20 protein-coding genes and 1 other RNA gene are annotated in these 26742 nt (G+C 48.9%); 15 read left to right on the top strand and 6 right to left on the bottom strand.

All coding sequences use genetic code 11. From position 1 onward, the window contains the following. Positions 1-7: 7 nt before the first annotated feature. The 6 genes from NNO08_RS04635 to garD all read right to left on the bottom strand — a co-directional run bounded on the left by NNO08_RS04635 (position 8) and on the right by garD (position 6189). Positions 8-1381 (bottom strand): PTS galactitol transporter subunit IIC, encoded by a 1374-nt coding sequence (locus NNO08_RS04635; RefSeq protein WP_271456274.1) that lies wholly within the window; start codon positions 1379-1381, stop codon positions 8-10. A 4-nt stretch (positions 1382-1385) separates the two neighbouring features. Beyond that, positions 1386-1670: a PTS galactitol transporter subunit IIB gene (gatB, locus tag NNO08_RS04630; protein WP_003828616.1), complete on the bottom strand. Its 285-nt coding sequence runs from the start codon at positions 1668-1670 to the stop codon at positions 1386-1388. Positions 1671-1699: 29 nt separating this feature from the next. Next, complete coding sequence (gene gatA, locus NNO08_RS04625; RefSeq protein WP_271456273.1) at positions 1700-2164, bottom strand: PTS galactitol transporter subunit IIA; 465 nt, start codon at positions 2162-2164, stop codon at positions 1700-1702. A 14-nt stretch (positions 2165-2178) separates the two neighbouring features. Then, positions 2179-3450: a tagatose-bisphosphate aldolase subunit GatZ gene (gene gatZ, locus NNO08_RS04620; protein ID WP_271440723.1), complete on the bottom strand. Its 1272-nt coding sequence runs from the start codon at positions 3448-3450 to the stop codon at positions 2179-2181. 133 nt (positions 3451-3583) lie between these two features. Then, entirely contained in the window at positions 3584-4438 is an 855-nt protein-coding gene (locus NNO08_RS04615; protein ID WP_271456272.1) for a tagatose bisphosphate family class II aldolase, read from the bottom strand. Positions 4439-4617: 179 nt separating this feature from the next. Beyond that, complete coding sequence (gene garD / locus NNO08_RS04610) at positions 4618-6189, bottom strand: galactarate dehydratase (protein ID WP_271456271.1); 1572 nt, start codon at positions 6187-6189, stop codon at positions 4618-4620. A gap of 413 nt (positions 6190-6602) precedes the next feature. Here garD and garP point away from each other — a divergent pair, with 413 nt between their 5' ends. The 15 genes from garP (at position 6603) to pflB (ending at position 26736) form a co-directional block, all read left to right on the top strand. Beyond that, the gene (garP, locus tag NNO08_RS04605; RefSeq protein ID WP_271449041.1) at positions 6603-7937 is read left to right on the top strand and encodes a galactarate/glucarate/glycerate transporter GarP; all 1335 of its coding nucleotides are present in this window, start codon (positions 6603-6605) and stop codon (positions 7935-7937) included. Between the two features lie 15 nt (positions 7938-7952). Continuing rightward, positions 7953-8723 (top strand): 2-dehydro-3-deoxyglucarate aldolase, encoded by a 771-nt coding sequence (gene garL / locus NNO08_RS04600; RefSeq protein WP_271454111.1) that lies wholly within the window; start codon positions 7953-7955, stop codon positions 8721-8723. Between the two features lie 30 nt (positions 8724-8753). Continuing rightward, entirely contained in the window at positions 8754-9644 is an 891-nt protein-coding gene (gene garR / locus NNO08_RS04595; RefSeq protein WP_271456270.1) for a 2-hydroxy-3-oxopropionate reductase, read from the top strand. A gap of 65 nt (positions 9645-9709) precedes the next feature. After that, positions 9710-10855 carry a glycerate 2-kinase gene (garK, locus tag NNO08_RS04590; RefSeq protein WP_271456269.1) on the top strand — a complete coding sequence of 382 codons (1146 nt, stop codon included), beginning with the start codon at positions 9710-9712 and terminating at the stop codon, positions 10853-10855. A 32-nt stretch (positions 10856-10887) separates the two neighbouring features. Further along, positions 10888-11264: RNase P RNA component class A (gene rnpB / locus NNO08_RS04585), an RNA gene on the top strand. A 479-nt stretch (positions 11265-11743) separates the two neighbouring features. After that, positions 11744-13096: a histidine-histamine antiporter gene (gene hdcC, locus NNO08_RS04580; RefSeq protein ID WP_005131726.1), complete on the top strand. Its 1353-nt coding sequence runs from the start codon at positions 11744-11746 to the stop codon at positions 13094-13096. Positions 13097-13136: 40 nt separating this feature from the next. Then, complete coding sequence (locus NNO08_RS04575) at positions 13137-14273, top strand: histidine decarboxylase (RefSeq protein ID WP_005131724.1); 1137 nt, start codon at positions 13137-13139, stop codon at positions 14271-14273. 211 nt (positions 14274-14484) lie between these two features. Next, positions 14485-15867 (top strand): amino acid permease, encoded by a 1383-nt coding sequence (locus tag NNO08_RS04570; RefSeq protein WP_271456268.1) that lies wholly within the window; start codon positions 14485-14487, stop codon positions 15865-15867. Then, on the top strand, positions 15864-17132 hold the full coding sequence (gene hisS / locus NNO08_RS04565) for a histidine--tRNA ligase (RefSeq protein ID WP_048213361.1): 1269 nt from the start codon (positions 15864-15866) through the stop codon (positions 17130-17132). Before NNO08_RS04570 ends, hisS begins: the two co-directional genes overlap by 4 nt. Beyond that, entirely contained in the window at positions 17133-19118 is a 1986-nt protein-coding gene (locus tag NNO08_RS04560; protein ID WP_271456267.1) for an ATP phosphoribosyltransferase regulatory subunit, read from the top strand. 674 nt (positions 19119-19792) lie between these two features. Then, positions 19793-20731: a transcriptional regulator TdcA gene (gene tdcA / locus NNO08_RS04555; protein ID WP_003828596.1), complete on the top strand. Its 939-nt coding sequence runs from the start codon at positions 19793-19795 to the stop codon at positions 20729-20731. Positions 20732-20829: 98 nt separating this feature from the next. Then, on the top strand, positions 20830-21819 hold the full coding sequence (tdcB, locus tag NNO08_RS04550; RefSeq protein ID WP_137382486.1) for a bifunctional threonine ammonia-lyase/L-serine ammonia-lyase TdcB: 990 nt from the start codon (positions 20830-20832) through the stop codon (positions 21817-21819). Between the two features lie 22 nt (positions 21820-21841). Then, positions 21842-23173 carry a threonine/serine transporter TdcC gene (gene tdcC / locus NNO08_RS04545; RefSeq protein ID WP_271442072.1) on the top strand — a complete coding sequence of 444 codons (1332 nt, stop codon included), beginning with the start codon at positions 21842-21844 and terminating at the stop codon, positions 23171-23173. Positions 23174-23204: 31 nt separating this feature from the next. Then, complete coding sequence (gene tdcD, locus NNO08_RS04540; RefSeq protein WP_271456266.1) at positions 23205-24413, top strand: propionate kinase; 1209 nt, start codon at positions 23205-23207, stop codon at positions 24411-24413. Positions 24414-24441: 28 nt separating this feature from the next. After that, complete coding sequence (gene pflB, locus NNO08_RS04535) at positions 24442-26736, top strand: formate C-acetyltransferase (RefSeq protein ID WP_271449047.1); 2295 nt, start codon at positions 24442-24444, stop codon at positions 26734-26736. Positions 26737-26742 lie beyond the last annotated feature (6 nt).

The raw sequence follows: 26742 nt of genomic DNA, 5'->3' as shown, positions 1-26742 counted from the left end.
CCAGAAGTTAAGATGTGGGCTGGCTTTCTGAGATAGCGGCTGCTTTTTCGGCGGCGACAAAACGACGTGCCCGGCGCCAGGTCAATAGCACACCGGCGAAGTAAATGACGGCAATCACGGCAAACGCCACGACGTTTTGCCAGGTAAAGAGCTGAATCAGTAACCAGGTGATCGGCGAGCCCCCCTGGTCCAGAGAGGCGACCATTCCACCTGCTTTCAGTGCCCCGGCGTTGGCGGCAAGCTGGGTGTGTAAGCCGATAGTCTGGGTGGCGATCCACAAGGTGATGCCCATGATGATGACACCAGAGATCAGCGTGCGGAACAGGTTCCCCTGATGAACGGCTACCGCCATTGCTACGAAGAACCCAATAGTAGCAAGATCACCGAAGGGCAGAACCTGATTACCTGGAACCAGGACGGCAATCAGAATGGTCAGCGGAATAAAGATCAGGCTGGCGGAAACCACCGATGTATGGCCGAGCAGCAATGCGGGATCAAGACCAATTAAGAACTCCTGACCGCCAAATTTCGCCTGCAGACGTTTGCGTGCATGTTTTGCAATAGGTGTTAAGCCATCCATAATCGGTTTAATGACGCGTGGCATGAGCAGCATAACGGCAGCCGTTTTTACCGCCAGTTGTAATACTGCTTTGATGTCATACCCGGCTAACAAGCCGATCACTAAGCCCATAACAAAACCGACGGTGACTGGCTCACCAAAAGGACCGAAGCGTTTCTGTACATCATCTGCACTGAAATGAATGCGATTCAGACCTGGGATTTTTTCAATGATCGTATCAACCAATACCGCTATTGGCCCCAGATAGGCTGATGAGCCGTGTGGGATGGCAATGCCTTCGAGACCGAAAAAGTCGCGCGTGTCTTTCGCAAACCAGTCGCCAAGTTTGTAGACAAAAGCGGCGTGAACGACAACGCCCAAGATGCCCAACCAGTATGAGCCCGTCGCCAGATGTAACATTGCGCCAGTGAACGTCATATGCCAGATGTTCCAGATATCGACATTGACGACCCGGGTCATTCGGGTGACCAGCATCAGGATATTGACCCCAATGGCGACAGGGATAGCAATCAAGGCGATCTGTGATGCCCATGTCATCGGTGATGAACCCGGCCAGCCAACATCAATGACATGCAGATTGATTTGAAACTGCTCCGCCATTGCTTTTGCGGCAGGCCCGATAGAATCCAGCATCAGGCCAATAACCAGGCCGATACCGACGAAGCCAATCCCAATATGCAGACCGGATTTAAAACAATCCCCGAGCTTCATCCCCAATAGTTTTGAGAAGATGATGATCACGAGCGGCAGCATGACAGTCGGACCTAAGTCGAGGATATAACGCATTATTTCGCTAAACATGGCGTCACCCCACGAGGATAGTCAGTATTTTTTGCTGCAATGCTTCGATACCCACGCCTGAAACAAAAGGCATGCCGTGGACCACAGGTATATCACCAAAAGTACGGTCAACACGGGCGGTAGTACAGATAAGATCTGCACCATCCATATAGGTTTCGATTTCCGTTACACGGCACTGAACCAGGTCGAGTTGGATATTGTTGGCTTCACACAGTTCTTTAATTTCTTCTGCTGCCATTGTTGAAGTTGCTACAGCACCGCCACACGCCACAATTACTTTACGTTTCATAGGGTATTCCTTTTATTATCAGTTTGTTATCAAGCCTGCGCGCAAGACTCAGGCTCAAGGATTTTTTCCCGAAAGATCATTGCCAGTTCAGCATCTGGCGCATTCAATAATGCTTCAATGGTGTTCGGGTTTTGCAGCTCACTGAACAGGCGACGTAACAGCTTTAGCTGAGCCGTCGGGTTCTCAACGATTAAGGTAATAATTAAAGAGACCGCTATCTCTTCATCATCATCTGCCTGCTGAAAGTTGACAGGCGTCTCTGGGCGAATCAGATAGATAGCTGGCGATTTTGCATGAATGGCTTCACAGTGCGGGATCGCAACGGCGTGACGTTCCAGCGCTATCCCGGTTGGGAATGTGGCTTCACGTTCAATTAAGGCCTGCGGGTAGCTTTCATGCACGACCCCTTTGGCCAGCATCTCCTCCCCAATGTGTACCAGCGCATGCTGACACGAGCTAAAGTTTATTCCGGTTCGGACAAAGAGTTGGCTCATATATTCTCCAGATTTCAGGCGATGACTGGTGCGCAGCCAAAGCGATAGGCACGCAGAACGTCCTGGATTTTGTCGATAATCAGATTATGGGGTGTAGCCGTGAGCGTACCTTCTGACAGGCGCTCAAACTGCACGGGCATAAACTGGCTAATTAGCCCCAGCGGTAATGCCACACCGTTCAGGTTGGCAATTAACTTTTCCACGCTTTGACGAATGCGCGGATGAGGCCAGTAGTAGCGAATACGGTCAGACAAGCTGAAGTGAATATCGACCATCGCCTGGCTCCAGGTTGGGCGATAGTATTTTTTCCAGTAATCCGGCTCATTCAGCATGACTTCATCAATCACCTCCAGCACCCGGCTACGTTGTTCCGGAGAGATCAGCTCATTTTCCATTTGCGCCAGCGCAAAAATAGCTTCGCGAAGGGCGAAAGTCAGTGCGGGACCTACTTTCAGAATCGCATAGTGGTCACGTACCAGGTCACGATAGGCTTGACGGGTTTGATAATCGGTGGAGTGCGCCTCGTAGACCATCGGCGTCTCTTTGATCCAGGCAGAAAGCGCTTCTGCGGCTTGTGGTTGATAGTGAATGATCTGTGTGTGATCAAACTCCACGCCTGGCTGGACGACAATGGCGATCACACGGGTTAATGCGTCTTCAAGCCCTAATGCGCGAAAAGCGACCTGGTGTGTTTCCAGGGTACGGGCAGCATCTTCTTCGCGGGTAACATGTACGGTACCAATAGTACTGGCTTCTCCGCCAGGTACAGGAACTTCTGTCCCTATAACGTAAGTTAGTTGGCGTTTCTGTTCTTCAGTGGCTGTTGCTTCTGCGGCCTGGCACAGTACAGCGGCGCGCTCGGCGACAATCATCGGATCCAACGGTGTGGGATCGTCAGCACAGGACATAGAGGCATCAAGATGGATTTTACTGAATCCAGCGGCGACATAAGCTTTAATTAAATCTACGGATTTCGCCATCGCCTCTGCTGCCGGTTCATTTTGCCAGCAGTTAGGACCGAGGTGATCGCCCCCGAGAATCAGTCTTTCACGAGGGAAACCGACTTGTTCTGCAATGTTATACACAAAGTCACGGAAATCGGCAGGCTTCATCCCGGTATAGCCGCCAAACTGATTGACCTGATTTGATGTCGCTTCGATCAGCACTTTACTGTCTGTATTGAGATCAAAACGTAATGCGGATTCAATCACCAGCGGATGGGCTGAACAAACAGAACAAATTCCCAAATGTTCACCCGCTTTATGACGAGAGATTATTTCTTTCACTTCTATCTCCGATATCTTTTGTTTATCTTCATAATATTTTTGGATTGAAGGCAAAGGGTAAAAGCATCTTTCGTGATCCAGCTTTAAAAACAAACCTTTGTCAGCACCCGTGCAATTCAAATTAATGAAGGACTTACAGCTTTCCTTCGCAGCCGCAGTCGGCAATGACTTTACGTACCACCTCTTTCATCGCCGCTTTTGCTGGCACCATGTAGTGCCGTGGATCGTTCGCATCGGTGTGGGCGCTCAAGTAGTTTTTGAGTGCGTCAGCAAAGGCGATTTTGAGTTCGGTAGCGACGTTGACTTTGCAGATCCCGAGGGCGATTGCGCGTTTAATATCCTGAGGGGGCAGGCCGGAAGCGCCATGTAAAACCAAAGGAATATCAACGCATTGACGAATCTCTTCTAACCGTTCAAAGTCCAGTTTTGGCTCTGCGGTGTACAAGCCGTGGGCAGTGCCAATGGCGACTGCCAGTGAGTCGATACCTGTTTTTTCTACGAACTCTCGAGCCTGCTCAGGGTGGGTATAAAGTGCATCCTTGCCATCAACGATCAGGTCATCTTCTTGCCCACCCAGGCGTCCCAGTTCTGCTTCAACGCTGGCGTCATAGCGGTGGCAGTAATCCGTCACGCGTTTGACTAACGCGATGTTATCGGCAAACGGTAAATGGGAGCCGTCGATCATGACAGAGCGAATCCCTGAGGAGACTTTTGCTTCAATATCGCTGACGCTTTCATGGTGATCGAGATGAATTGCCAGGGGGAGGTTCCAGCTTCTGGCCAGCTCGCTGGCGATAGCGACTATATTACCGACACCAGCGTAGTTAAAAGTACCTGGCGTTCCGGCGACGATCAACGGAGAACGTAGCTCGGCAGCCGTTTCTACGACAACCTGTAAGGTCTCGAGATTGTGGATGTTAAACGCGGGGACGGCGTAACCTTCTTGTTGAGCCTTCTTCAGCATTGTTTTGCTTGAAATGATAAACATACTTCCTCCGAAGTCTTTCGATTTCTTTCTTCGAAATAAAGTATAGGGTTTCGTAATGTTTTTTTGTGATTTTGATCTGAAAAATGAAAGTTTCGAAAGTAATGGGAGGGTTGCGAAAGTTTATGACAAAAAAAAGAGCATGCCCGTAGACATGCTCCTGAAGAAAAAACAGTGAAAAATCAGGTTACCGGTGCCGGGTTAAATACCGCCAGCTGGTTATGTAATCCCCACTGATCCGAGAAGGTTTTCTTACGCCCGCTGGCCACGTCGAGAATGAACTCGAATAGCTTCAAACCTACCTCTTCGATGGTTTCTTCTCCGGTCGCGATGGTACCTGCGTTGATGTCCATCAGATCAAACCAACGATTAGCCAGTTCAGTGCGTGTCGCCATTTTTATCACCGGAACGGCCATCAGACCGTACGGCGTACCGCGACCGGTGGTGAATACCTGTACGGTGATGCCGGAAGCAACCTGCTGCGTACCGCAAACAAAATCACTGGCGGGAGTTGCGGCGTAAATCAGGCCACGCCTGGTTGGACGCTGACCCGGCGACAACACTTCGACAATCGCGCTCTTGCCAGACTTGGCAATGGAGCCCAGCGCTTTTTCCACCACGTTTGCCAGACCGCCTTTCTTGTTGCCCGGAGAGGGGTTAGCGCTGCGGTCCGTTTTCCCCATATCGAGATAGTTGTCGTACCAGGCCATTTCTTCGAGCAGGCGTTTGCCCACCTCTTCGTTAATTGCCCGCGGGGTCAGAAGGTGGATGGCATCTCGCACTTCGGTCACTTCCGAGAACATCACGGTCGCACCGCAGCGAACTAACAGGTCGGAGGCATAACCGACTGCCGGGTTGGCCGTTACGCCAGAAAACGCATCGCTTCCGCCGCATTGCATGCCGACTACCAGCTCAGAAGCCGGACAGGTTTCGCGCTGGCGCTGATTGAGCTTTGCCAGATGGCGCTCGGCTACCTGCAAAATATCTTCTACCATGGATTTAAAACCAACGTGTTTTTCATCCTGCAGACTGACGATACTGGCGCTGTCTACCGGAATACTATTCACATCGTGCGTCCCTTCCAGCAGGCGCTCGGGCTGGAGTTTTTCGCAGCCAAGGCCGATGACCATTACTTCACCGCCGAAGTTTGGGTTCAGCGCAATATTGTGGATTGTACGAATCGGCACGATGGCGGCTGGGGCATTGATAGCCACGCCGCAGCCGTACAAGTGATTGAGCCCCACCACGCCGTCGACGTTCGGATAGTTGGGCAGCAGATCGCGCTCAATGATTTTCACGACATAATCCACCACGCCCGCCACGCAGTGCACGCTGGTGGAGATGCCGAGCAGATTCTTGGTGCCGACGCTGCCGTCAGCATTGCGGTATCCTTCGAAGGTATACCCCTCCAGCGGCGGCAGCGGTTGCGGAACTTTGGTTGCCAGCGGCAATGTTTCCAGTGGCGGCGCTTTTGGCAGTTCAACCATAGATTCATCGATCCAGCTGCCGCGTGGGATATCGCGAACGGCGAAACCTATTACTTCACCATAGCGGACAATTTCGCCGTGAGCAGGAATATCTGTTAGTGCCACTTTATGGCCCTGGGGGATATGCTCTATCAGCGTCAGTCCATCCGGAAAACGTGTCCCGGCTTTCAGACCATTGTCATTGACAATAATCGCCACATTATCTGTGTCGTGTACTTTAATATAAAACGCCGTTGGCGATTCTTGTCTAATTTCGATGTCGGCCATTGTCCAGTATTCTCCAGCCAGGTGGTGATAATAATTGTATGGGTGTTGATATGTTTAATCTAATTAAAAGCAATAAAGACTTGGTATTGTGAAATAAGAATGTCAGGAGATTAAACCTGAGAATGTGACCATGATCACTTAAACTCAGGTACACCACGCCGCCAGAGGTGGCAATACGTAAATGTGTGCATTAGCGCCCATGCTTATGTGCATCCGCCCAAGAGAATATTCTAATGACTTTTCTTTAGTGAGCATTTGCACAATGATTAACCTTGTCACGCTGATTATACTAAATCACGGTTTCATAGCACCTGATAAATTATTGCGTATTTTTATTGGCGGTAATTAATTATTAAAATGCCTGCCAAATAATAATAAAAGACATGTGCCTGAGGTAACCCGAGGTAAATAGTATGATACTGGATACGGTTGTAGAGAAAAAGAAAGGCACGCACACTCGTTATTTAATATTGCTGATAATCTTTATTGTTACGGCCGTTAACTATGCGGACCGTGCGACGTTGTCTATTGCCGGTACGGAAGTGGCGAAAGAGCTACAGCTTAGCGCCATATCAATGGGTTACATTTTTTCGGCTTTTGGCTGGGCTTATTTGCTGATGCAAATCCCCGGCGGATGGCTGCTCGACAAGTTCGGCTCGAAGAAAGTCTACACTTACAGCCTGTTTTTCTGGTCGCTGTTTACCTTCCTGCAGGGATTCGTGGATATGTTTCCGCTGGCCTGGGCGGGTATTTCAATGTTCATCATGCGTTTCATGCTGGGCTTCTCTGAAGCGCCGTCTTTCCCGGCTAACGCACGTATTGTGGCCGCCTGGTTCCCCACGAAAGAGCGCGGCACGGCATCGGCAATTTTTAACTCCGCGCAGTACTTCTCCCTGGCGTTATTTTCCCCGCTGTTGGGGTGGTTAACTTTTGCCTGGGGCTGGGAACATGTCTTTACCGTGATGGGGGCGATCGGCTTTGTGCTGACCGGGCTGTGGGTGAAATTGATCCATAACCCGACCGAGCATCCGCGTATGTCGCAAGAAGAACTGAAGTTTATCTCTGACAACGGCGCGGTGGTCGATATGGATCACAAGAAGCCGGGCGATGCGGCATCTGGTGGTCCTAAGCTGCATTATATCAAGCAGTTGCTGACTAATCGCATGATGTTGGGTGTGTTCTTCGGACAGTATTTTATCAATACCATCACCTGGTTCTTTCTGACCTGGTTCCCGATCTATCTGGTGCAAGAAAAAGGCATGTCGATCCTCAAGGTTGGTCTGGTGGCTTCTATTCCTGCGCTGTGCGGATTTGCCGGTGGCGTGTTGGGTGGGGTGTTCTCCGATTATCTGATTAAACGCGGCTCCAGTATTACTCTGGCGCGTAAGCTGCCAATTGTGCTCGGGATGCTGCTCGCGTCGACCATCATTCTGTGTAACTACACCGATAATACCACTCTGGTGGTGGCGTTGATGGCGCTGGCGTTTTTCGGAAAAGGCTTCGGCGCGCTGGGCTGGCCGGTGATTTCCGATACTGCACCGAAAGAAATAGTCGGTCTGTGTGGTGGTGTATTTAACGTATTTGGCAACGTCGCGTCCATCGTAACCCCGCTGGTGATTGGTTACCTGGTGAGCGAGCTGCACTCATTTAATGCTGCGCTGATGTTTGTAGGATGCTCGGCGCTGATGGCGATGGTTTGCTACCTGTTTATTGTCGGTGACATTAAACGTATGGAATTGCAGAAATAAACAAAGGTATAGGCGATGAATAACACGATATTCCCGAACAAATTTAAAGCGGCCCTCGCGGCGCATCAGGTGCAGATTGGCTGCTGGTCCGCGCTGGCCAATCCAATCAGTACCGAGGTATTAGGCCTGGCAGGCTTTGACTGGCTGGTGCTGGATGGTGAGCATGCACCGAACGATATCTCGACGTTTATCCCGCAACTGATGGCACTGAAAGGTAGCATCAGCGCACCGGTTGTGCGTGTTCCGACTAATGAGCCGGTCATTATCAAGCGTCTGTTGGATATTGGGTTTTATAACTTCCTGATCCCGTTTGTTGAGACCGAAGAAGAGGCGGTAAACGCCGTAGCATCTACCCGTTATCCGCCGGAGGGGATTCGTGGTGTATCCGTTTCCCACCGCGCCAATATGTTCGGCACCGTGCCGGACTACTTTGCTCAGTCGAATAAGAACATCACCATTATCGTGCAGATCGAAAGCCAGCAGGGTGTTGATAACGTTGATGCCATCGCGGCGACCGACGGCGTAGACGGTATTTTTGTTGGCCCGAGCGATCTGGCTGCAGCATTAGGTCATCTTGGGAATGCTTCCCACCCTGACGTACAGAAAGCAATCCAGCACATCTTTGCCCGCGCAAAGGCACACGGTAAACCAAGCGGCATTCTGGCCCCGGTAGAGGCGGATGCCCGTCGTTATCTGGAATGGGGGGCAACGTTTGTTGCCGTTGGCAGCGATCTTGGCGTATTCCGCTCGGCCACACAGAAGCTGGCTGACTCCTTTAAGAAATAACCACCATCGACAGTAGAGAGAGATAGAGATATGACAATGAAAGTTGGTTTTATTGGCCTCGGTATTATGGGTAAACCAATGAGTAAAAACCTCCTCAAGGCAGGTTACTCGCTGGTGGTTGCTGACCGTAACCCACAAGCGATTGCGGAAGTCATCGCCGCAGGCGCAGAAACCGCCGCCACGGCGAAAGATATTGCCGAGCAGTGCGACGTGATTATTACCATGCTGCCGAACTCCCCGCATGTGAAAGAGGTCGCGCTGGGTGAAGGTGGCATCATTGAAGGGGCGAAACCGGGCACCGTACTGATCGATATGAGTTCCATCGCACCATTAGCCAGCCGCGAAATCAGCGACGCGCTGAAAGCGAAAGGCGTGGATATGCTGGATGCACCGGTGAGTGGCGGTGAACCGAAAGCCATTGATGGCACATTGTCGGTGATGGTTGGCGGCGATAAAGCGATTTTCGACAAGTACTACGATCTGCTGAAAGCGATGGCGGGCTCTGTGGTGCATACCGGCGAAATTGGTGCAGGTAACGTCACCAAGCTGGCGAACCAGGTTATTGTGGCGCTGAATATTGCGGCAATGTCTGAAGCGCTGACCCTGGCGACCAAAGCGGGCGTGAACCCGGATCTGGTATATCAGGCGATCCGGGGTGGTCTGGCAGGAAGTACCGTACTGGACGCGAAAGCGCCGATGGTTATGGACCGCAACTTCAAGCCAGGCTTCCGTATTGATCTGCATATTAAGGATCTGGCGAACGCACTGGACACTTCTCATGGCGTAGGCGCACAGCTACCGCTGACTGCTGCGGTCATGGAAATGATGCAAGCGCTGCGCGCTGACGGGCTGGGAACGGCTGACCACAGTGCGTTGGCATGTTACTACGAAAAACTGGCGAAAGTGGAAGTCACTCGCTAACAAGAAGGGCGCGGATGCGCGCCCTGTATTTCTTGCCTTGCGCGGCACAGTCAGGCTACATAACTATGAAAATCGTAATTGCCCCAGACTCTTATAAAGAAAGCCTGTCTGCCTCCGAGGTAGCTCAGGCAATAGAAAAAGGATTTCGGGAAGTTTTTCCTGATGCGCAATATGTTTCTGTTCCGGTTGCTGATGGCGGTGAAGGGACAGTGAAAGCGATGATAGCCGCGACGCAGGGGACTGAACGTTCAGCCCTGGTGACGGGGCCTCTGGGCGAAAAAGTGAATGCCTGCTGGGGCATGTCCGGTGACGGTAAAACCGCGTTTATTGAAATGGCGGCAGCCAGCGGCCTGGCGTTGGTTCCTCCTGAGAAACGCAATCCATTAGTGACAACATCTTGTGGTACCGGAGAGTTAATTTTGCAGGCGCTGGAAAGCGGCGCGAAAAGTATCATTATCGGCATTGGCGGCAGCGCGACCAATGACGGCGGTGCGGGTATGGTGCAGGCGCTGGGGGCAAAACTCTGTGATGCCAACGGTACTGAAATCGGTTACGGCGGCGGCAGCCTGAATTGTCTCAGTGCCATCGATGTTTCAGGGCTGGATCCGCGCTTAAAAACCTGTTCAATCCGTGTCGCCTGTGATGTGACGAATCCTCTGACGGGCGATACTGGCGCATCCCGCATCTTTGGGCCGCAGAAAGGGGCGACAGCGGAACACATTGTTGAGCTGGACCGTAATCTCTCCCACTATGCCGATATCATTAAAAAATCGCTCAGGGTGGATGTGAAAGACGTGCCTGGCGCAGGAGCTGCTGGTGGTATGGGGGCCGCGTTAATGGCTTTTTTAGGCGCGGAGCTGCGCAGTGGTATCGAGATTGTGACTCAGGCGCTCAATCTGGAAGAACATATTCACGATTGTACGCTGGTGGTCACCGGTGAGGGACGCATCGACAGCCAGAGTGTGCATGGCAAAGTGCCGATTGGTGTGGCAAATGTGGCGAAGAAGTACCACAAACCCGTAATTGGTATTGCCGGTAGCCTGACACGCGATGTGGACGTGGTACATCAATATGGCATTGATGCGGTGTTTAGCGTATTAACCCGGATTGGCACGCTGGAGGACGCTTTCCGCGGGGCATCGGATAATATTTACCGCGCTTCAAGGAATATCGCTGCCACGCTGGCAATCGGAATGCGTAGTGCAGGGTGACAAAGGCGCACGAACCCTCTATACTGCGCGCCGAAGCTGACCAGACAGTCGCCGCTTCGTCGTCGTCCTCTTCGGGGGAGACGGGCGGAGGGGAGGAAAGTCCGGGCTCCATAGGGCAGGGTGCCAGGTAACGCCTGGGGGGGAAACCCACGACCAGTGCAACAGAGAGCAAACCGCCGATGGCCCACGTAAGTGGGATCAGGTAAGGGTGAAAGGGTGCGGTAAGAGCGCACCGCGCGGCTGGTAACAGTCCGTGGCACGGTAAACTCCACCCGGAGCAAGGCCAAATAGGGGTTCACAAGGTACGGCCCGTACTGAACCCGGGTAGGCTGCTTGAGCCAGTGAGCGATTGCTGGCCTAGATGAATGACTGTCCACGACAGAACCCGGCTTATCGGTCAGCTTCACTCTTTATAAAACCCCGCTTCGGCGGGGTTTTTGCTTTGTGAGGCGTAGCCCACAGGAAGTCATCGTTCTATCCGTTGTAACATAAATTATGTTCCCTCTTTTGAATCACACCCTTCTACTTTATCCATATCAGAAATGCCCGTTTTTGGCGTGATAAATAGGTGTCTTTAAATTACTCATAATTGTTAACATTGAAACAACACCATCAACAAAAAAGTACATTATTAATAAACGATCGTCGTGATTTTTTTCCTGATTATTTTAGTGTCGCCTTTGCTTTATTCAGGTCGAATAAAAGGGGACAGAGTCAATTACTAATAAAATGGTTAAAAAATGAGCAGAAGTACCTCTCAAAAAAAATTGATTCATTATTATTTTTGATTGTTGTCACAATAATGGACATTTCTATTCATAACAATGGCCCACGAATTCAGTACGAATTTCCACTTATTGCAAAATTTTAAATTAATAGGAAACCATTATGGGAACAGTAAGCTCAGGCTCTGCTCATAAAATGGGAGTCATTGCCCTAACGTTAGTGACCGCATCAAATATGATGGGGTCTGGCGTATTTATGTTGCCAACTAATCTCGCAGGAATAGGCTCCATCTCAATATGGGGATGGGTATTTACCATCATCGGCGTTATTGCACTTGCATTAGTTTTTGCTAAAACCAGTCTAATTACACCTCGTACCGGCGGTATCGTTGCTTATGCCAGTGATGCCTTTGGCCCATTCATTGGGTTTCAGACAACAATGTGCTATTGGATCAGCGCATGGGTAGGTAACGTTGCATTATTGGTCGCAGGTGTCGGCTATCTCAGTTTCTTTTTCCCAGAGCTTAAAAATCCAACTTACGGTTGTATTGCCGCAATTATTATTCTGTGGGCATTTGTTTTCCTTGCTAGTTTTGGTGCCAAAGTTGCAGGGCGGGCACAATCGTTTACCGCAACCTGCGGGTTAATTGTAATTTTAGGCGTAGGATTTATTGGGTGGTTCTGGTTTAACCCGTCGCTCTATACTGAAGTTTATAATGGAACGGGTCATAGTGATTCCTCAGCAATAATTTCTGCTGCGTCGATTGCGCTATGGGGCTTCCTTGGTATTGAATCTGCAGTCGTTTCTACCGGCCAGGTCGAAGATCCTGAACGTACGGTTCCTCGGGCTACCGTTATGGGATTATTAATCGCTTCCGTATGTTATGTCGGTAGCTGCACCGTTATTATGGGGTTAGTACCACATAACGTTCTGGTAGATTCAGCCGCACCTTTTGCTGACGCCGCACGCTATATGTTCGGTAATACGGCAGGGAACATTGCTTCCGCACTGAGCATCATTGCCTGCTTTGGTTCCATTTCAGGTTGGCTGATACTTCAGTCAGAAGGCCCACGCGCAGGTGCTCAACAAGGACTTTTCCCGAAATTCTTTGAAGAAACCAACAAGCAAGATGTCCCGATGAAAAGCCTCATTTTTACCGGTGTATTAATGAGTATTGTCTTGCTTTTGACGGCATCTCCGAATTTGGCGAAGCAATTCCAGGCCGTAATCCTAATGTCGGTGTTTGCTTCACTTCTGCCATATATGTATGCCCTGATTTCGCTTCCAATTATCCTTGTCTCAAAGAAAGCCAATCGTGGAAGATCGTTTATGTTCTACTGCACGTTGGTTGTTATTGGCATGATTTACTGCATTTTTGCTTTGCTTGGTTCTGGCAGCGATTCCATATTCTGGGGCATCTTGATGATGATGGTAACCATTCCATTATTCTCTTTTGTTGCCGCCGGACGTAGTAAGAAAGGTCAGGATATTCTTTATTTAGATAAACGTATCTAAACGTATCCAACTGTATTGGTTTTATCCACGGGAGTTTAAAATGACATTATCTATTGTCGATCAGAATAAGCTCGATGCTTTTTGGTCATATTGCGTAAAAAATCAGTATTTTAATATAGGTTATCCAGAGTCAGCCGACTTCGATTACACGATACTGGAACGGTTTATGCGTTTCTCCATAAATAACTGTGGTGACTGGGGGGAGTATTGTAATTATTTACTGAACTCGTTTGATTTTGAAAAAGAAGTAATGGAGTATTTCGCCAGGATTTTCAAAATCCCATTTGAAGAAAGCTGGGGGTATGTTACCAATGGGGGGACTGAAGGTAATATGTTTGGCTGCTATCTGGGGCGTGAACTGTTTCCAGAAGGTACGCTTTATTACTCGAAAGATACTCATTATTCCGTTGCGAAAATTGTTAAGTTGTTGCGCATTAAATCAAGTCTGGTGGAATCACAACCGAATGGCGAGATGGACTATGATGACTTGATTCGTAAAATTCAACGCGACAACGAAGAACATCCGATTATTTTTGCAAATATCGGCACAACCGTTCGTGGCGCTATTGATAATATTGCTGAGATCCAACAACGGATTGGTCAATTGGGTATCAAACGTGACGATTATTATCTACACGCTGATGCTGCGCTGAGCGGTATGATTTTGCCGTTTGTGAACGATCCCCAACCTTTTAACTTCGCTGATGGTATTGATTCTATCGGTGTTTCCGGCCACAAAATGATTGGTTCGCCTATTCCCTGCGGCATTGTGGTAGCGAAAAGGAAAAACGTTGATCGGATTTCTGTCGAAATTGATTACATCTCAGCACACGATAAAACCATTTCTGGTTCTCGTAACGGCCATACACCGCTAATGATGTGGGAAGCTATTCGCAGCCATTCCTGGAGCGACTGGCAACGCCGCATTGAACATAGCCTGAATATGGCGCAGTACGCAGTCGATCGCTTACAGGCTGCGGGTATTGATGCCTGGCGCAATAAAAACTCTATTACCGTGGTTTTCCCTTGCCCGTCAGAAGCCGTCTGGAAGAAGCACTGTCTGGCCACCTCCGGTGACATCGCTCACCTGATTACCACTGCACACCACCTTGACTCCAGCAAGATTGATGAGCTGATTGACGATGTGATCGCCGACCTGAACCAGCAGGCCGCATAAAGAAAGGGCAGTGATAATCATCACTGCCCTCAGGGGGGCGCAACCGATGCCGAGACCAATCATTATCGGTTGCGTCTATCAGGCTCTGTTCTTACAGAGCCTGCAACGAGATTACCGCTTTACCGATGGGTTGTAACGACAAACTTTGGCCCATGACATGCGCGGGGGAAGTCCCGTTCATCTCACTATGATCTATTAAATGAGGACTGGCATGGATAAATGTTGCGCGAAGACAAACCAAATGGGCCTGCTTGCGCTGACCATGATGACAGCATCAAATATGATGGGTAGCGGTGTGTTTATGCTGCCTGCCACGCTCGCGAGAATAGGTTCAATCTCTGTCTGGGGGTGGGGGCTCGCGTTTTTAGCGATTGCTGCCCTGGCGCTCATTTTTTGCAAAATGAGTGAGTTATTTCCGCGCAATGGCGGCATCATAGCCAGTATTACTGCCAGCTTTGGCCCCTTTATCGGCCTACAAATGACATTGTTCTATTGGTTGTCAACGTGGATTGGCAACTGCGCGCTGCTGTTAGCCGGCGTGGGATATCTCTCTTTCTTCTTCCCGGTATTACACAACCCATTTTATGGCACGACGGCATGCATTGTGCTGCTTTGGTGCTCTGTTCTTTGGGGATTACGTGGCGCGAAGCGGGTTGGTTATATGCAATTGTTTACGGGCAGTTGCATGGTGCTGGTGATCCTCAGCATCGGCGTCATGGGCTGGGGGCATTTTGACGTTGCTCGTTATCAGGCAGCCTGGAATCTTAGTGGCGTCAGTGATCATCAGGCAATCATTAACGCGGCAACCATCTCATTATGGGGTTTTCTGGGGATTGAGTCTGCATCTGTCTCGTTTAGCCAAGTGAAAAACCCTCGCCGCACTATACCGCTGGCCACCTTGTTAGGGTTGGGGCTTGCTGGGTTATGTTATGCCAGTTCAACCAATGTCATGATGGGGCTGCTCCCCCATGATGTGCTGATGAACTCCTCCTCTCCTTTTGCCGATAGCGCGAAAGCCATGTGGGGCAGTACGGCTGGGGCGATTATTTCAGCCATGGTTGTTATCGCTTGCCTCGGTGCGATGCCAGGTTGGCAAATCCTGCAAACGGAAGTGCCCAGGGCTGCGGCGGAAGATAATTTGCTCCCTGCTTTTTTTGCCCGTACTAACCGCCATGGTGTTCCCTGGTGTGGGTTGGTTTTTACTGCAGCGCTGATGACTGCACTCCTGCTATTCACATTGTCGCCAAATCTGCAGAACCAGTTCCAGAGCGTGATTACCCTGGCCATCTCTGCCAGCTTACTCCCCTATGCATTTGCTGCAGTATCACTGCCGGTCATGATGGTTGTTCATCGCCGGGGAGGAGATGCCAGTTTCTGGACTTATTGCTGCCTTAGTCTGGTTGCGTTGAGCTTTATTGCGCTGGCGTTAATGACAGAGAGTGCCTCTACCGTGGTATGGGGAATTATTTTACAGATGATTACCATCCCTCTTTACCTTCTTTATGTTGCCCGGCGCCATCGCCTGAACAAGGGTGTCCCGCAGCACAATTTGACTGAACAATCTTTTTCTTTATTAAGCAAGGAGTTGTCATGAGCAAAATTCAGGCCATACGAGGTATGCGCGATGTGCTGCCTGACGAAACACCGATGTGGCAGTGGCTGGAGCGTAAATTTCATCAAATGGCGTTTCGTTATGGATACCAGGAAATGCGTCTGCCGCTCCTGGAGCCCGTTGCGCTCTTTGAACGTGCGGTGGGTGAAGCGACTGATATCGTCTCAAAAGAAATGTACGACTTTACCGATAAAAGCGGCGAGCATATTACCTTGCGTCCGGAAGGAACCAGCGGATGTATGCGGGCGGTCCTGGAAAATAACATGTGTTACAACAAATCACAGCGTTTGTGGTATCAGGGACCGATGTTTCGTTACGAGCGTCCGCAAAAAGGGCGGTTACGCCAGTTCACGCAGTTTGGCGTCGAAGCCTTCGGAATGTCCGGTGCCGATGTTGATGCTGAACTGATCTTTATGGTGCGCGATCTATTTGAAGATTTAGGCATATCACAGAACGTCCGGCTGGAAATTAACTCATTAGGGACGCCGGAAGAACGCCAGGCACATCGCAGGGAACTGGTGAGTTGGTTTACTCAACATAGAGACTTGTTGGACGAAGACAGCATCAAGCGCCTGGACGTAAACCCTCTGCGTATCCTTGATAGCAAAAACCCTGAAATGCAAGAAATGATAGAGAACGCACCTCGCCTACTGGATTTTTTGGAGGATGATTCACAGCGGCATTTCAATACGTTGCGGACTCTGCTCGACAATGCCGATATAACCTATCACATTAACCCACGACTGGTGCGCGGGTTGGATTATTATTCACGCACTGTTTTTGAATGGATTACCGATGACTTAGGTTCTCAGGGGACAGTCTGCGGTGGTGGTCGTTATGATGGTCTGGCTGAGTTATTTAATGGTAAGAAATTGCCCGCCTGTGGGTTTGCCATAGGTATCGAACGATTGTTGCTTCTGCTGCAGACTGTTTATGACGGCCTGAATCCTCAGTGGCAATTCCATCCTGATGTTGTGATTACCAGTGAGCTGGAGGATGGAGGCATACAGGTGCAAGTGCTGGCTTGCGCGCTTCGTCGAGACTTGCCTGGTTTACGTGTCCTCACTGATTGTAGCGGTACCAAACTTAAACGACAGCATCAAAATGCCCTTAAGAGTGGTTGTCGTTTTATTCTGACCATTAATGCTGATCAACAAATTCGTCTTTGGGATTTACAAAATAACCAGCAAAATTTACTAGCGATTCAAGATATTGCATTACGACTTGATGAGCTTAACCAGAAATAAATGAACTGGGCTATCAAAAGGGTATCTTGTTGTCTTTTGGTAGCTCCTGTAAGATTCTTTAGAAATCGTAATATATTAACAGACGTGGCTTATGCACTAATAAAAACACTATTTAGCCCACTTAAAGATTATTTACACATTATTCCTATGCCACGAAAAAACCGATTATTTATCGATGGAATTCCTCACCTCGTGCAATTGTGCGGGCATAATGATGAAACTATTTTTAAAGGTGAAGAAGATTACCAGTATTTTTATCAATGCGTCGATACCGCAATGAGTATCTATGCAATAAAATTACATGCGTATTCACTTTCATCAAAGAAAATATTTTTATTTCTGTCCGCCCCTGATAAAGAATGCCTCGGGCGTTTTATGCAATATATTGCCAAAGGTTACACCCACTACTTCAACCACCGTCACCAGCGTCATGGTACGCTATGGGATAGTCGATACAATTGCTGCCCCGTCGAACCCAATGCCTATTTCTTGCTGACAAAAAAATACGTTGAATGCCATTGTGTAGATGAAACTCCTCATCATAGTTTTGCTGATTCCCCCGAAGTGCGGATCACTCCCCATGAGGAGTACCTGCGCCTCGGAGAAAATGCAGCGCAGCGTTCAGGTGCCTATCAGCGCTTTTGCCTGGGGATGATTGTTCCAGCAGTCATTACGCGTATTGAGTCATCTCTGGTGCAAAACTGCCTACTGGCAACGACGCCTTACTCTCAGTCACTGGAAGAAAAATATCAGCGAAATCTGCGGCCACGGAAAAGTGGGCGCCCACGTAAGCATTACCAGAACCCCGCCGCGGACTGGGAGTGGCTGGAAAAAAAAGCAGAGTATTTATTGCAGCAGTATTGCTACAAGGAGATCCGTATGCCGCTTCTTGAAAGGTTGGAAGAAAACGCTACGAGGTCTTTTTCCGGTGAAAGTGATGAGCTAATGCTTAATCATCAGGCGTTATTTCGTGGCGATGGAACGATGGGATGTCTACGGCTTTTATCGCAATATCAGAATTTACAAATTGGCACACGATTATGGTATCTGGGGGCAATGTTCCGTCGTCAGAACCAGCAGAACATCAGCCAATTTCATCAATTGGGTGTGGAAGCGTTTGGCTATCCAGATATCGGCATTGAGATTGAACTTATTTCCTTACAATATGATTTTTTCAAATCGCTACAACTGTTGCCGTTTGTCGAACTCAAAATTAATTCATTAGGCAATGTAGAGGAATTCACTCAATTTCGCCGTCACTTGCAGCAATACTATCAGCCGCTGGCATCACTGCTGAATGCCAGGCAACTAGCTTGCCTGGAGCAACATCCTGAGCGTTTACTGAGTGATAAAGATAATTTGATGCTGCGGCTGGCAGAAAAAGCGCCGCAACTTGAAGCATGCCTGTCATTACAATCCCGCCAGCGTTTTACGCATCTTTGCGACTCACTGACTGCACTGAATATCCCTTTTACCCACGATAAAAATCTCTTCCCCGTAAATGACTATAACGACCAGCTTTTCGAATGGTATGCGGATTCATTGCATCATAATAAATTGCTGTGTCGGGGCGGGCGTTACGACAATAGCGCCAGTCGGTTAATTGGGCATCCTGTCTCTGCATGCGGTTTCGCTTTCATGCTGGAACCGATTATGCAGTTGCTCACCGCTACGAAAAAAGGCAGCGATTACGCTAAGCATGTCGATGTTGTCATCATACCCAGCCAGGAACGGGCACGGGATCAGGCAATACTGCTTGGTCGCCGACTCAGGCGAAATTTCCCGCATTTGAGCATTGTCAATGATTGCTCCATGCTACGCTTATCAACCCGGCAGAAGAATGCGCAACGCCAGGGGGCACGTTTTATTTTGCTTATCGACGGTAGCGACAATGAGGTCACTTTTTGTGATGAAGAAAACCATTGCTGGGTGCAAATCCCCCTTCATGAAGTGACAGCGCATTTAAGTATGGCGTTAATGATGTAACCCGATAGGGCGCAATGAGCAATGACCTTCCTTTTATTGACGGGGATAACGTTCTTTATCTGGCAAAAGGCACTGGTGGATATTTCCCGTTTTGTGACAAGCAACACAAAACGCTGTGCGATACGTTTTTCTCGAGAATAAATGAACGCAATCGATCGCCATCACAAAATTACTCGCTGATAAATCGTACAAAATCAGTGTTAATGTAATGTTGCATATGATAATTTTATGTATTGTTTAATTTAAATATTAATAAATGCAATGTTTCTTTACAAACAAATAAGGCGAATAAATGTGATGCATGGCGTTATTTATTCATGGTTACAATTAAAATATAATTAAATTTGATAAGTTGCTTATTAAATTTAAGCAGCATTTTGCCGGATAATTGCTCTGTAATTGATTGAAATATAGCCTTTCACGATTTTTGGAAATAGCGAAAAAAACAGGTGTGTTATTGCCATAAAATTCCGTTATCCCCCCATCTTTTTTTGATTAAAGTCAGGTTAAAGTGAGATTGTGTTTTCATAATTCATTGATTACAAAGTATTTTATTGTTTCATAATAATCTTACAAAATGTAAGTGAAGGGGATTTGTGAGTGGTCGCACATATCCTCGATTGCTTAATTTGGTACACTTCCTGCCGTCAACAAAGTAATTAACGCAGGTCGATATGAATACTATTACTCTCCCTAAAACACAGCATTTAGTGGTCTTTCAGGAAGTCATTAGAAGTGGTTCTATCGGCTCGGCTGCAAAAGAATTAGGTTTAACTCAACCCGCTGTCAGCAAAATCATTAACGATGTTGAGGCTTATTTTGGCATTGAGTTAGTCGTACGTAAAAATACCGGTGTGACGCTGACCCAAGCAGGTCAGGTGATGCTTTCATGGTCTGAATCCATTACCCGCGAAATGAAAAATATGGTTGATGAGATGAACAGCATGACCAGCAACGCGGTCGTTGATGTGTCGTTTGGCTTTCCTTCACTGATTGCCTTTACCATCATGTCCGGCATGATTAAAAAATTCAAAGAAGTGTTCCCGAAAGCGCAGGTTTCTATGTATGAAGCTCAGCTCTCCTCCTTCTTACCGGCGATTCGTGACGGGCGTCTGGACTTCGCCATCGGTACGCTAAGTGATGAGATGAAACTGCACGATCTGCACGTCGAGCCGCTCTTTGAGTCAGACTTCATCCTGGTTGCCAGCAAGTCCCGAACATGCACCGGCATCACCTCGCTGAGCGCGTTGAAAAACGAACAGTGGGTGTTGCCACAAACGAATATGGGGTACTACAGCGAACTTCTTACCACGTTACAAAATAATGGCATCAGCAGTGAAAACATCGTTAAAACAGACTCTGTCGTTACGATTTATAATCTTGTTCTCAATGCTGATTTCTTAACAGTAATTCCCTGCGATATGACCACACCGTTTGGCTCAAACCAGTTTATTACTATCCCGGTAGAAGAAACCTTACCTGTCGCGCGTTATGCCGCCGTATGGTCGAAAAATTATCGAATTAAAAAAGCAGCATCTATTTTGGTGGAATTAGCCAAAGAATATTCATCATATAATTGTCGGAGACGAAGGCAATTAATTGAAATTGATTAAAGATTGAATTTGTTTTAACACAAAATAAACGCCATCTGTCTATATCTGACAATGGTCACGGCTATCTATTTACTTTAATACCCTAGTAAGAGGTTCTAATGCACATTACATACGATCTCCCAGTTGCAATTGAAGATATCCTCGAAGCGAAAAAAAGACTGGCGGGGAAAATTTATAAAACGGGAATGCCTCGCTCTAACTATTTTAGTGAACGTTGCAAAGGGGAAATTTTCCTCAAATTCGAAAACATGCAGCGTACCGGCTCATTTAAAATCCGTGGTGCTTTTAATAAGCTCAGTTCATTAACTGAAGCTGAAAGACGTAAAGGTGTGGTGGCGTGTTCTGCGGGTAACCATGCGCAGGGCGTTTCTCTCTCCTGCGCTATGCTCGGTATCGACGGCAAAGTGGTGATGCCAAAAGGCGCGCCGAAATCTAAAGTAGCGGCAACCTGCGATTACTCCGCAGAAGTTGTGCTGCACGGCGATAACTTCAACGACACTATCGCGAAGGTCAGCGAGATTGTAGAAACTGAAGGCCGTATCTTTATTCCGCCATATGATGACCCGAAAGTTATTGCTGGTCAGGGCACTATTGGTCTGGAAATTCTGGAAGATTTATACGATGTCGATAACGTGATTGTGCCAATTGGCGGTGGCGGACTGATTGCGGGTATTGCCGTAGCAATTAAATCTATCAACCCAACAATTAGAATTATTGGTGTGCAGTCTGAAAACGTTCACGGCATGGCGGCATCTTTCCACGCTGGAGAAATAACCACGCACCGAACGACCGGCACCCTGGCGGATGGTTGTGACGTCTCTCGCCCGGGTACTTTAACGTATGAAATCGTTCGTGAGTTGGTAGATGACATTGTCCTGGTCAGCGAAGATGAAATTCGCAACAGCATGGTGGCATTAATTCAGCGAAATAAAGTTGTGACTGAAGGTGCCGGCGCGCTGGCATGCGCAGCATTATTAAGCGGGAAATTAGATAGCTATATCCAGAACAGAAAAACAGTCAGCATTATTTCTGGCGGTAATATCGATCTTTCTCGTGTATCCCAAATTACTGGTTTAGTTGACGCTTAATATACTTCGTTGAGGATAGGATATGAGTACTACTGATAGCATTGTATCCAGCCAGACAAAACAATCGTCCTGGCGCAAATCGGACACCACCTGGACACTGGGTTTATTTGGTACAGCCATCGGCGCCGGGGTGTTGTTCTTCCCTATCCGCGCAGGTTTTGGCGGCTTGATCCCCATTCTGTTGATGCTGGTGTTAGCATACCCCATCGCTTTCTATTGCCACCGTGCCCTGGCACGCCTGTGTCTTTCCGGTTCTAATCCTTCCGGCAACATCACAGAAACGGTTGAAGAGCACTTTGGTAAAACGGGCGGTGTGGTTATCACGTTCCTCTACTTCTTTGCGATTTGTCCGCTGCTGTGGATTTACGGCGTCACCATTACCAACACCTTTATGACCTTCTGGGAAAACCAGTTGCAGATGCCTGCGCTGAACCGTGGCTTTGTCGCCCTGTTCCTGCTGCTGCTGATGGCATTCGTCATCTGGTTTGGTAAGGACCTGATGGTTAAAGTCATGAGCTACCTGGTGTGGCCGTTTATTGCCAGCCTGGTGCTTATCTCTCTGTCCCTGATTCCTTACTGGAACTCTGCGGTTATCCAGCAGGTTGATCTCAGCAATATCGCGCTGACAGGTCATGACGGTATTCTGGTCACTGTGTGGCTGGGTATTTCCATCATGGTGTTCTCTTTCAACTTCTCGCCGATTGTTTCTTCCTTCGTCGTCTCTAAACGTGAAGAGTATGAGAAAGATTTTGGCCGCGAATTTACCGAGCAGAAGTGTTCTAAAATCATCTCCCGCGCCAGTATGCTGATGGTTGCGGTGGTAATGTTCTTCGCCTTTAGCTGCCTGTTCACACTCTCTCCGGCAAACATGGCGGATGCGAAAGCGCAGAACATTCCAGTACTGTCTTATCTGGCGAACCACTTCGCTTCACTGTCCGGGACGAAGTCCACCTTCGCGACCGTTCTGGAATACGGTGCTTCAATCATCGCACTGGTTGCTATCTTCAAATCTTTCTTCGGCCACTATCTGGGCACGCTGGAAGGTCTGAACGGTCTGGTGCTGAAGTTTGGTTACAAAGGCGATAAAACGAAAGTTTCCGCCGGTAAACTCAACACTATCAGCATGATCTTCATCATGGGGTCCACCTGGGTTGTGGCTTACGCCAACCCGAACATTCTGGACCTGATTGAAGCGATGGGTGCGCCAATTATCGCCTCACTGCTCTGCCTGCTGCCGATGTATGCCATCCGTAAAGCGCCGTCACTGGCGAAATACCGTGGCCGTCTGGATAACGTGTTTGTTACCGTGATTGGTTTGCTGACCATCCTGAACATCGTTTACAAACTGTTTTAATCCATAAGCTCAGGATGAGCGGAGTAGTGAAATGAATGAGTTTCCGGTAGTACTGGTTATTAACTGCGGTTCATCTTCCATTAAATTCTCAGTGCTGGATGCAGCAAACTGTGACGTTTTAATGGCGGGAATTGCAGACGGTATTAACTCAGAAAATGCGTTCATAGCAATTAATGGAGGTGAGCCAGCTAAGCTGGCTCACCACAGCTACGAAGATGCATTAAAAGCTATTGCCGTTGAACTGGAGAACCGTAATTTAATGGACAGCGTGGCCTTAATTGGCCACCGTATTGCCCACGGCGGAAGTATTTTTACTGAATCAGCAATTATTACTGATGAAGTTATTGAGAATATTCGCCAGGTCTCTCCTTTAGCACCGTTACATAATTATGCGAACCTGAGTGGGATTGAATCTGCACAGCATCTTTTCCCAGGTCGGCAGCAGGTTGCGGTATTTGATACCAGCTTCCACCAGACAATGGCGCCTGAAGCATATATGTACGGTTTACCGTGGAAATATTTTGAGGAGCTGGGTGTTCGTCGTTATGGCTTCCATGGCACGTCGCACCGCTATGTTTCTCAACGAGCGCATGAGCTGCTTGAGCTACCGCATGATGATTCTGGGCTGGTTGTGGCTCACCTCGGGAACGGGGCGTCAATCTGTGCGGTTCGTAATGGGCAGAGCGTGGATACCTCGATGGGGATGACACCGCTGGAAGGCCTGATGATGGGGACTCGCAGTGGTGATGTGGACTTCGGTGCGATGGCGTGGATCGCCAGTGAAACCAACCAGACGCTGAGCGACCTTGAGCGCGTAGTGAATAAGGAATCTGGCCTGTTGGGTATTTCCGGTTTATCGTCCGACTTACGTACACTGGAAAAAGCCTGGCACGAAGGACACGAACGCGCACAACTGGCGATTAAAACGTTTGTGCATCGTATTGCGCGTCATATCGCCGGACATGCTGCATCGTTGCATCGTCTTGATGGGATTATTTTCACCGGTGGAATAGGTGAGAATTCAGTATTAATTCGCCGCCTGGTGATTGAACACCTCGCCGTTTTAGGGGTGAATATCGACAGCGAGATGAATAGCCTGCCAAATTCCCATGGCGAAAGAATTATCTCTAATAAAGATGCTCGTGTTATTTGTGCGGTAATTCCCACAAATGAAGAGAAAATGATTGCACGTGATGCCATTGCGTTAGGCAAAATTAATACACCAGTAGAATTTGCATAATTAATTTTCAGCAGAGAGATTATTTTTCATGAAGGTAAATATCGATACCAGCGATATGCTGTATGCCGAAGCCTGGAACGGCTTTAAAGGTACGGACTGGAAAGAAGAAATTAATGTCCGTGATTTTATTCAGCACAACTATACGCCTTATGAAGGGGATGAATCTTTCCTCGCCGAAGCTACGCCTGCGACCACTGCGCTGTGGGAAAAAGTCATGGCGGGCATCCGTATTGAAAACTCAACGCACGCGCCGGTTGATTTCGATACCAATATTGCAACGACAATTACCGCACACGATGCGGGGTATATTGAACAAGAACTGGAAAAGATTGTCGGTCTGCAAACGGATAAGCCGCTCAAGCGCGCTCTGCATCCGTTTGGCGGCATCAACATGATCAAAAGCTCTTTTGATGCTTATGGTCGTGAGATGGACGCTGATTTTGAATATCAGTTTACAGAACTGCGTAAAACCCATAATCAGGGTGTGTTCGATGCCTACTCTCCGGATATGTTGCGCTGCCGTAAATCCGGTGTACTGACTGGTCTGCCGGATGGCTATGGCCGTGGCCGCATTATCGGTGACTACCGCCGCGTGGCGCTGTACGGTATTCGCTACCTGGTGCGTGAACGTGAACTGCAATTTGCCGATCTTCAGTCGAACCTGGAGTGGGGGCAGAATCTTGAAGCCACGATTCGCCTGCGTGAAGAGTTGTCTGAGCACCGTCGTGCCCTGCTGCAAATGCAGGAAATGGCGGCGAAATACGGCTGCGATATCTCCCGTCCGGCGCGTAATGCGCAGGAAGCGGTACAGTGGGTGTACTTTGCTTACCTGGCTGCGGTGAAATCTCAGAATGGCGGCGCTATGTCGCTGGGCCGTACCGCATCGTTCCTCGATATCTACATTGAGCGTGACTTTAAAGCAGGTACCTTAACCGAGCAGCAGGCGCAGGAACTGATCGACCACTTCATCATGAAGATCCGTATGGTGCGCTTCCTGCGTACGCCGGAATTCGACACCCTGTTCTCTGGTGACCCTATTTGGGCGACCGAAGTTATCGGTGGGATGGGGCTGGATGGCCGCACGCTGGTGACGAAAAACTCGTTCCGCTACCTGCATACGCTGCACACCATGGGACCGGCACCTGAGCCGAACCTGACGGTGCTGTGGTCTGAGCAGCTACCGATTGCTTTCAAAAAATATGCCGCCCAGGTGTCTATCATCACCTCGTCTTTACAGTATGAAAACGACGACCTGATGCGTGCAGACTTTGACAGCGATGACTATGCCATTGCCTGTTGCGTCAGCCCGATGGTTATCGGCAAACAAATGCAGTTCTTCGGCGCACGTGCCAACCTCGCCAAAACGTTGCTGTACGCAATCAACGGCGGTGTGGATGAGAAACTGAAAATCCAGGTCGGACCGAAAACCGCGCCACTGATGGATGATGTGCTGGATTACGACACGGTGATGGAGAGCCTGGACCACTTTATGGACTGGCTGGCCGTGCAGTACATCAGTGCACTGAACATCATCCACTACATGCACGACAAGTACAGCTACGAAGCGTCGCTGATGGCGCTGCACGATCGTGACGTGTATCGCACGATGGCGTGTGGTATGGCGGGCCTCTCCGTAGCGGCGGATTCTCTGTCAGCGATTAAGTACGCACGAGTGAAACCAATTCGTGATGAAAATGGTCTGGCTGTCGATTTCGAAATTGAAGGCGACTATCCGCAATACGGTAACAACGATGAGCGCGTAGACAGCATTGCCTGTGACCTGGTCGAACGCTTTATGAAGAAAATTAAAGTGTTGCCTACCTATCGTAACGCGGTGCCGACACAGTCCATTCTGACCATCACCTCCAACGTGGTGTATGGACAGAAAACCGGTAACACGCCGGATGGACGTCGCGCGGGCACGCCGTTTGCACCAGGGGCGAACCCGATGCACGGCCGCGATCGCAAAGGTGCGGTAGCGTCGTTAACCTCGGTCGCCAAACTGCCGTTCACCTATGCCAAAGACGGTATCTCGTACACCTTCTCCATTGTGCCGGCTGCGCTGGGCAAAGAGGATAGCGTACGTAAAACCAACCTGGTTGGTCTGCTGGACGGATACTTCCATCATGAAGCGCATGTGGAAGGTGGGCAGCATCTGAACGTTAACGTCATGAATCGTGAAATGTTGATGGATGCGATTGAGCACCCGGAAAACTATCCGAACCTGACGATCCGTGTGTCTGGTTATGCGGTGCGCTTCAATGCGTTGACCCGTGAACAGCAGCAGGATGTCATTTCCCGTACTTTCACCCAGGCGCTTTAACGCCGG

Source organism: Citrobacter sp. Igbk 17, assembly GCF_028069775.1.
GTDB lineage: Bacteria > Pseudomonadota > Gammaproteobacteria > Enterobacterales > Enterobacteriaceae > Citrobacter.
Note: the sequence above shows the minus strand (reverse complement) of the source record. Positions and strands in the feature narration are given on the sequence as shown.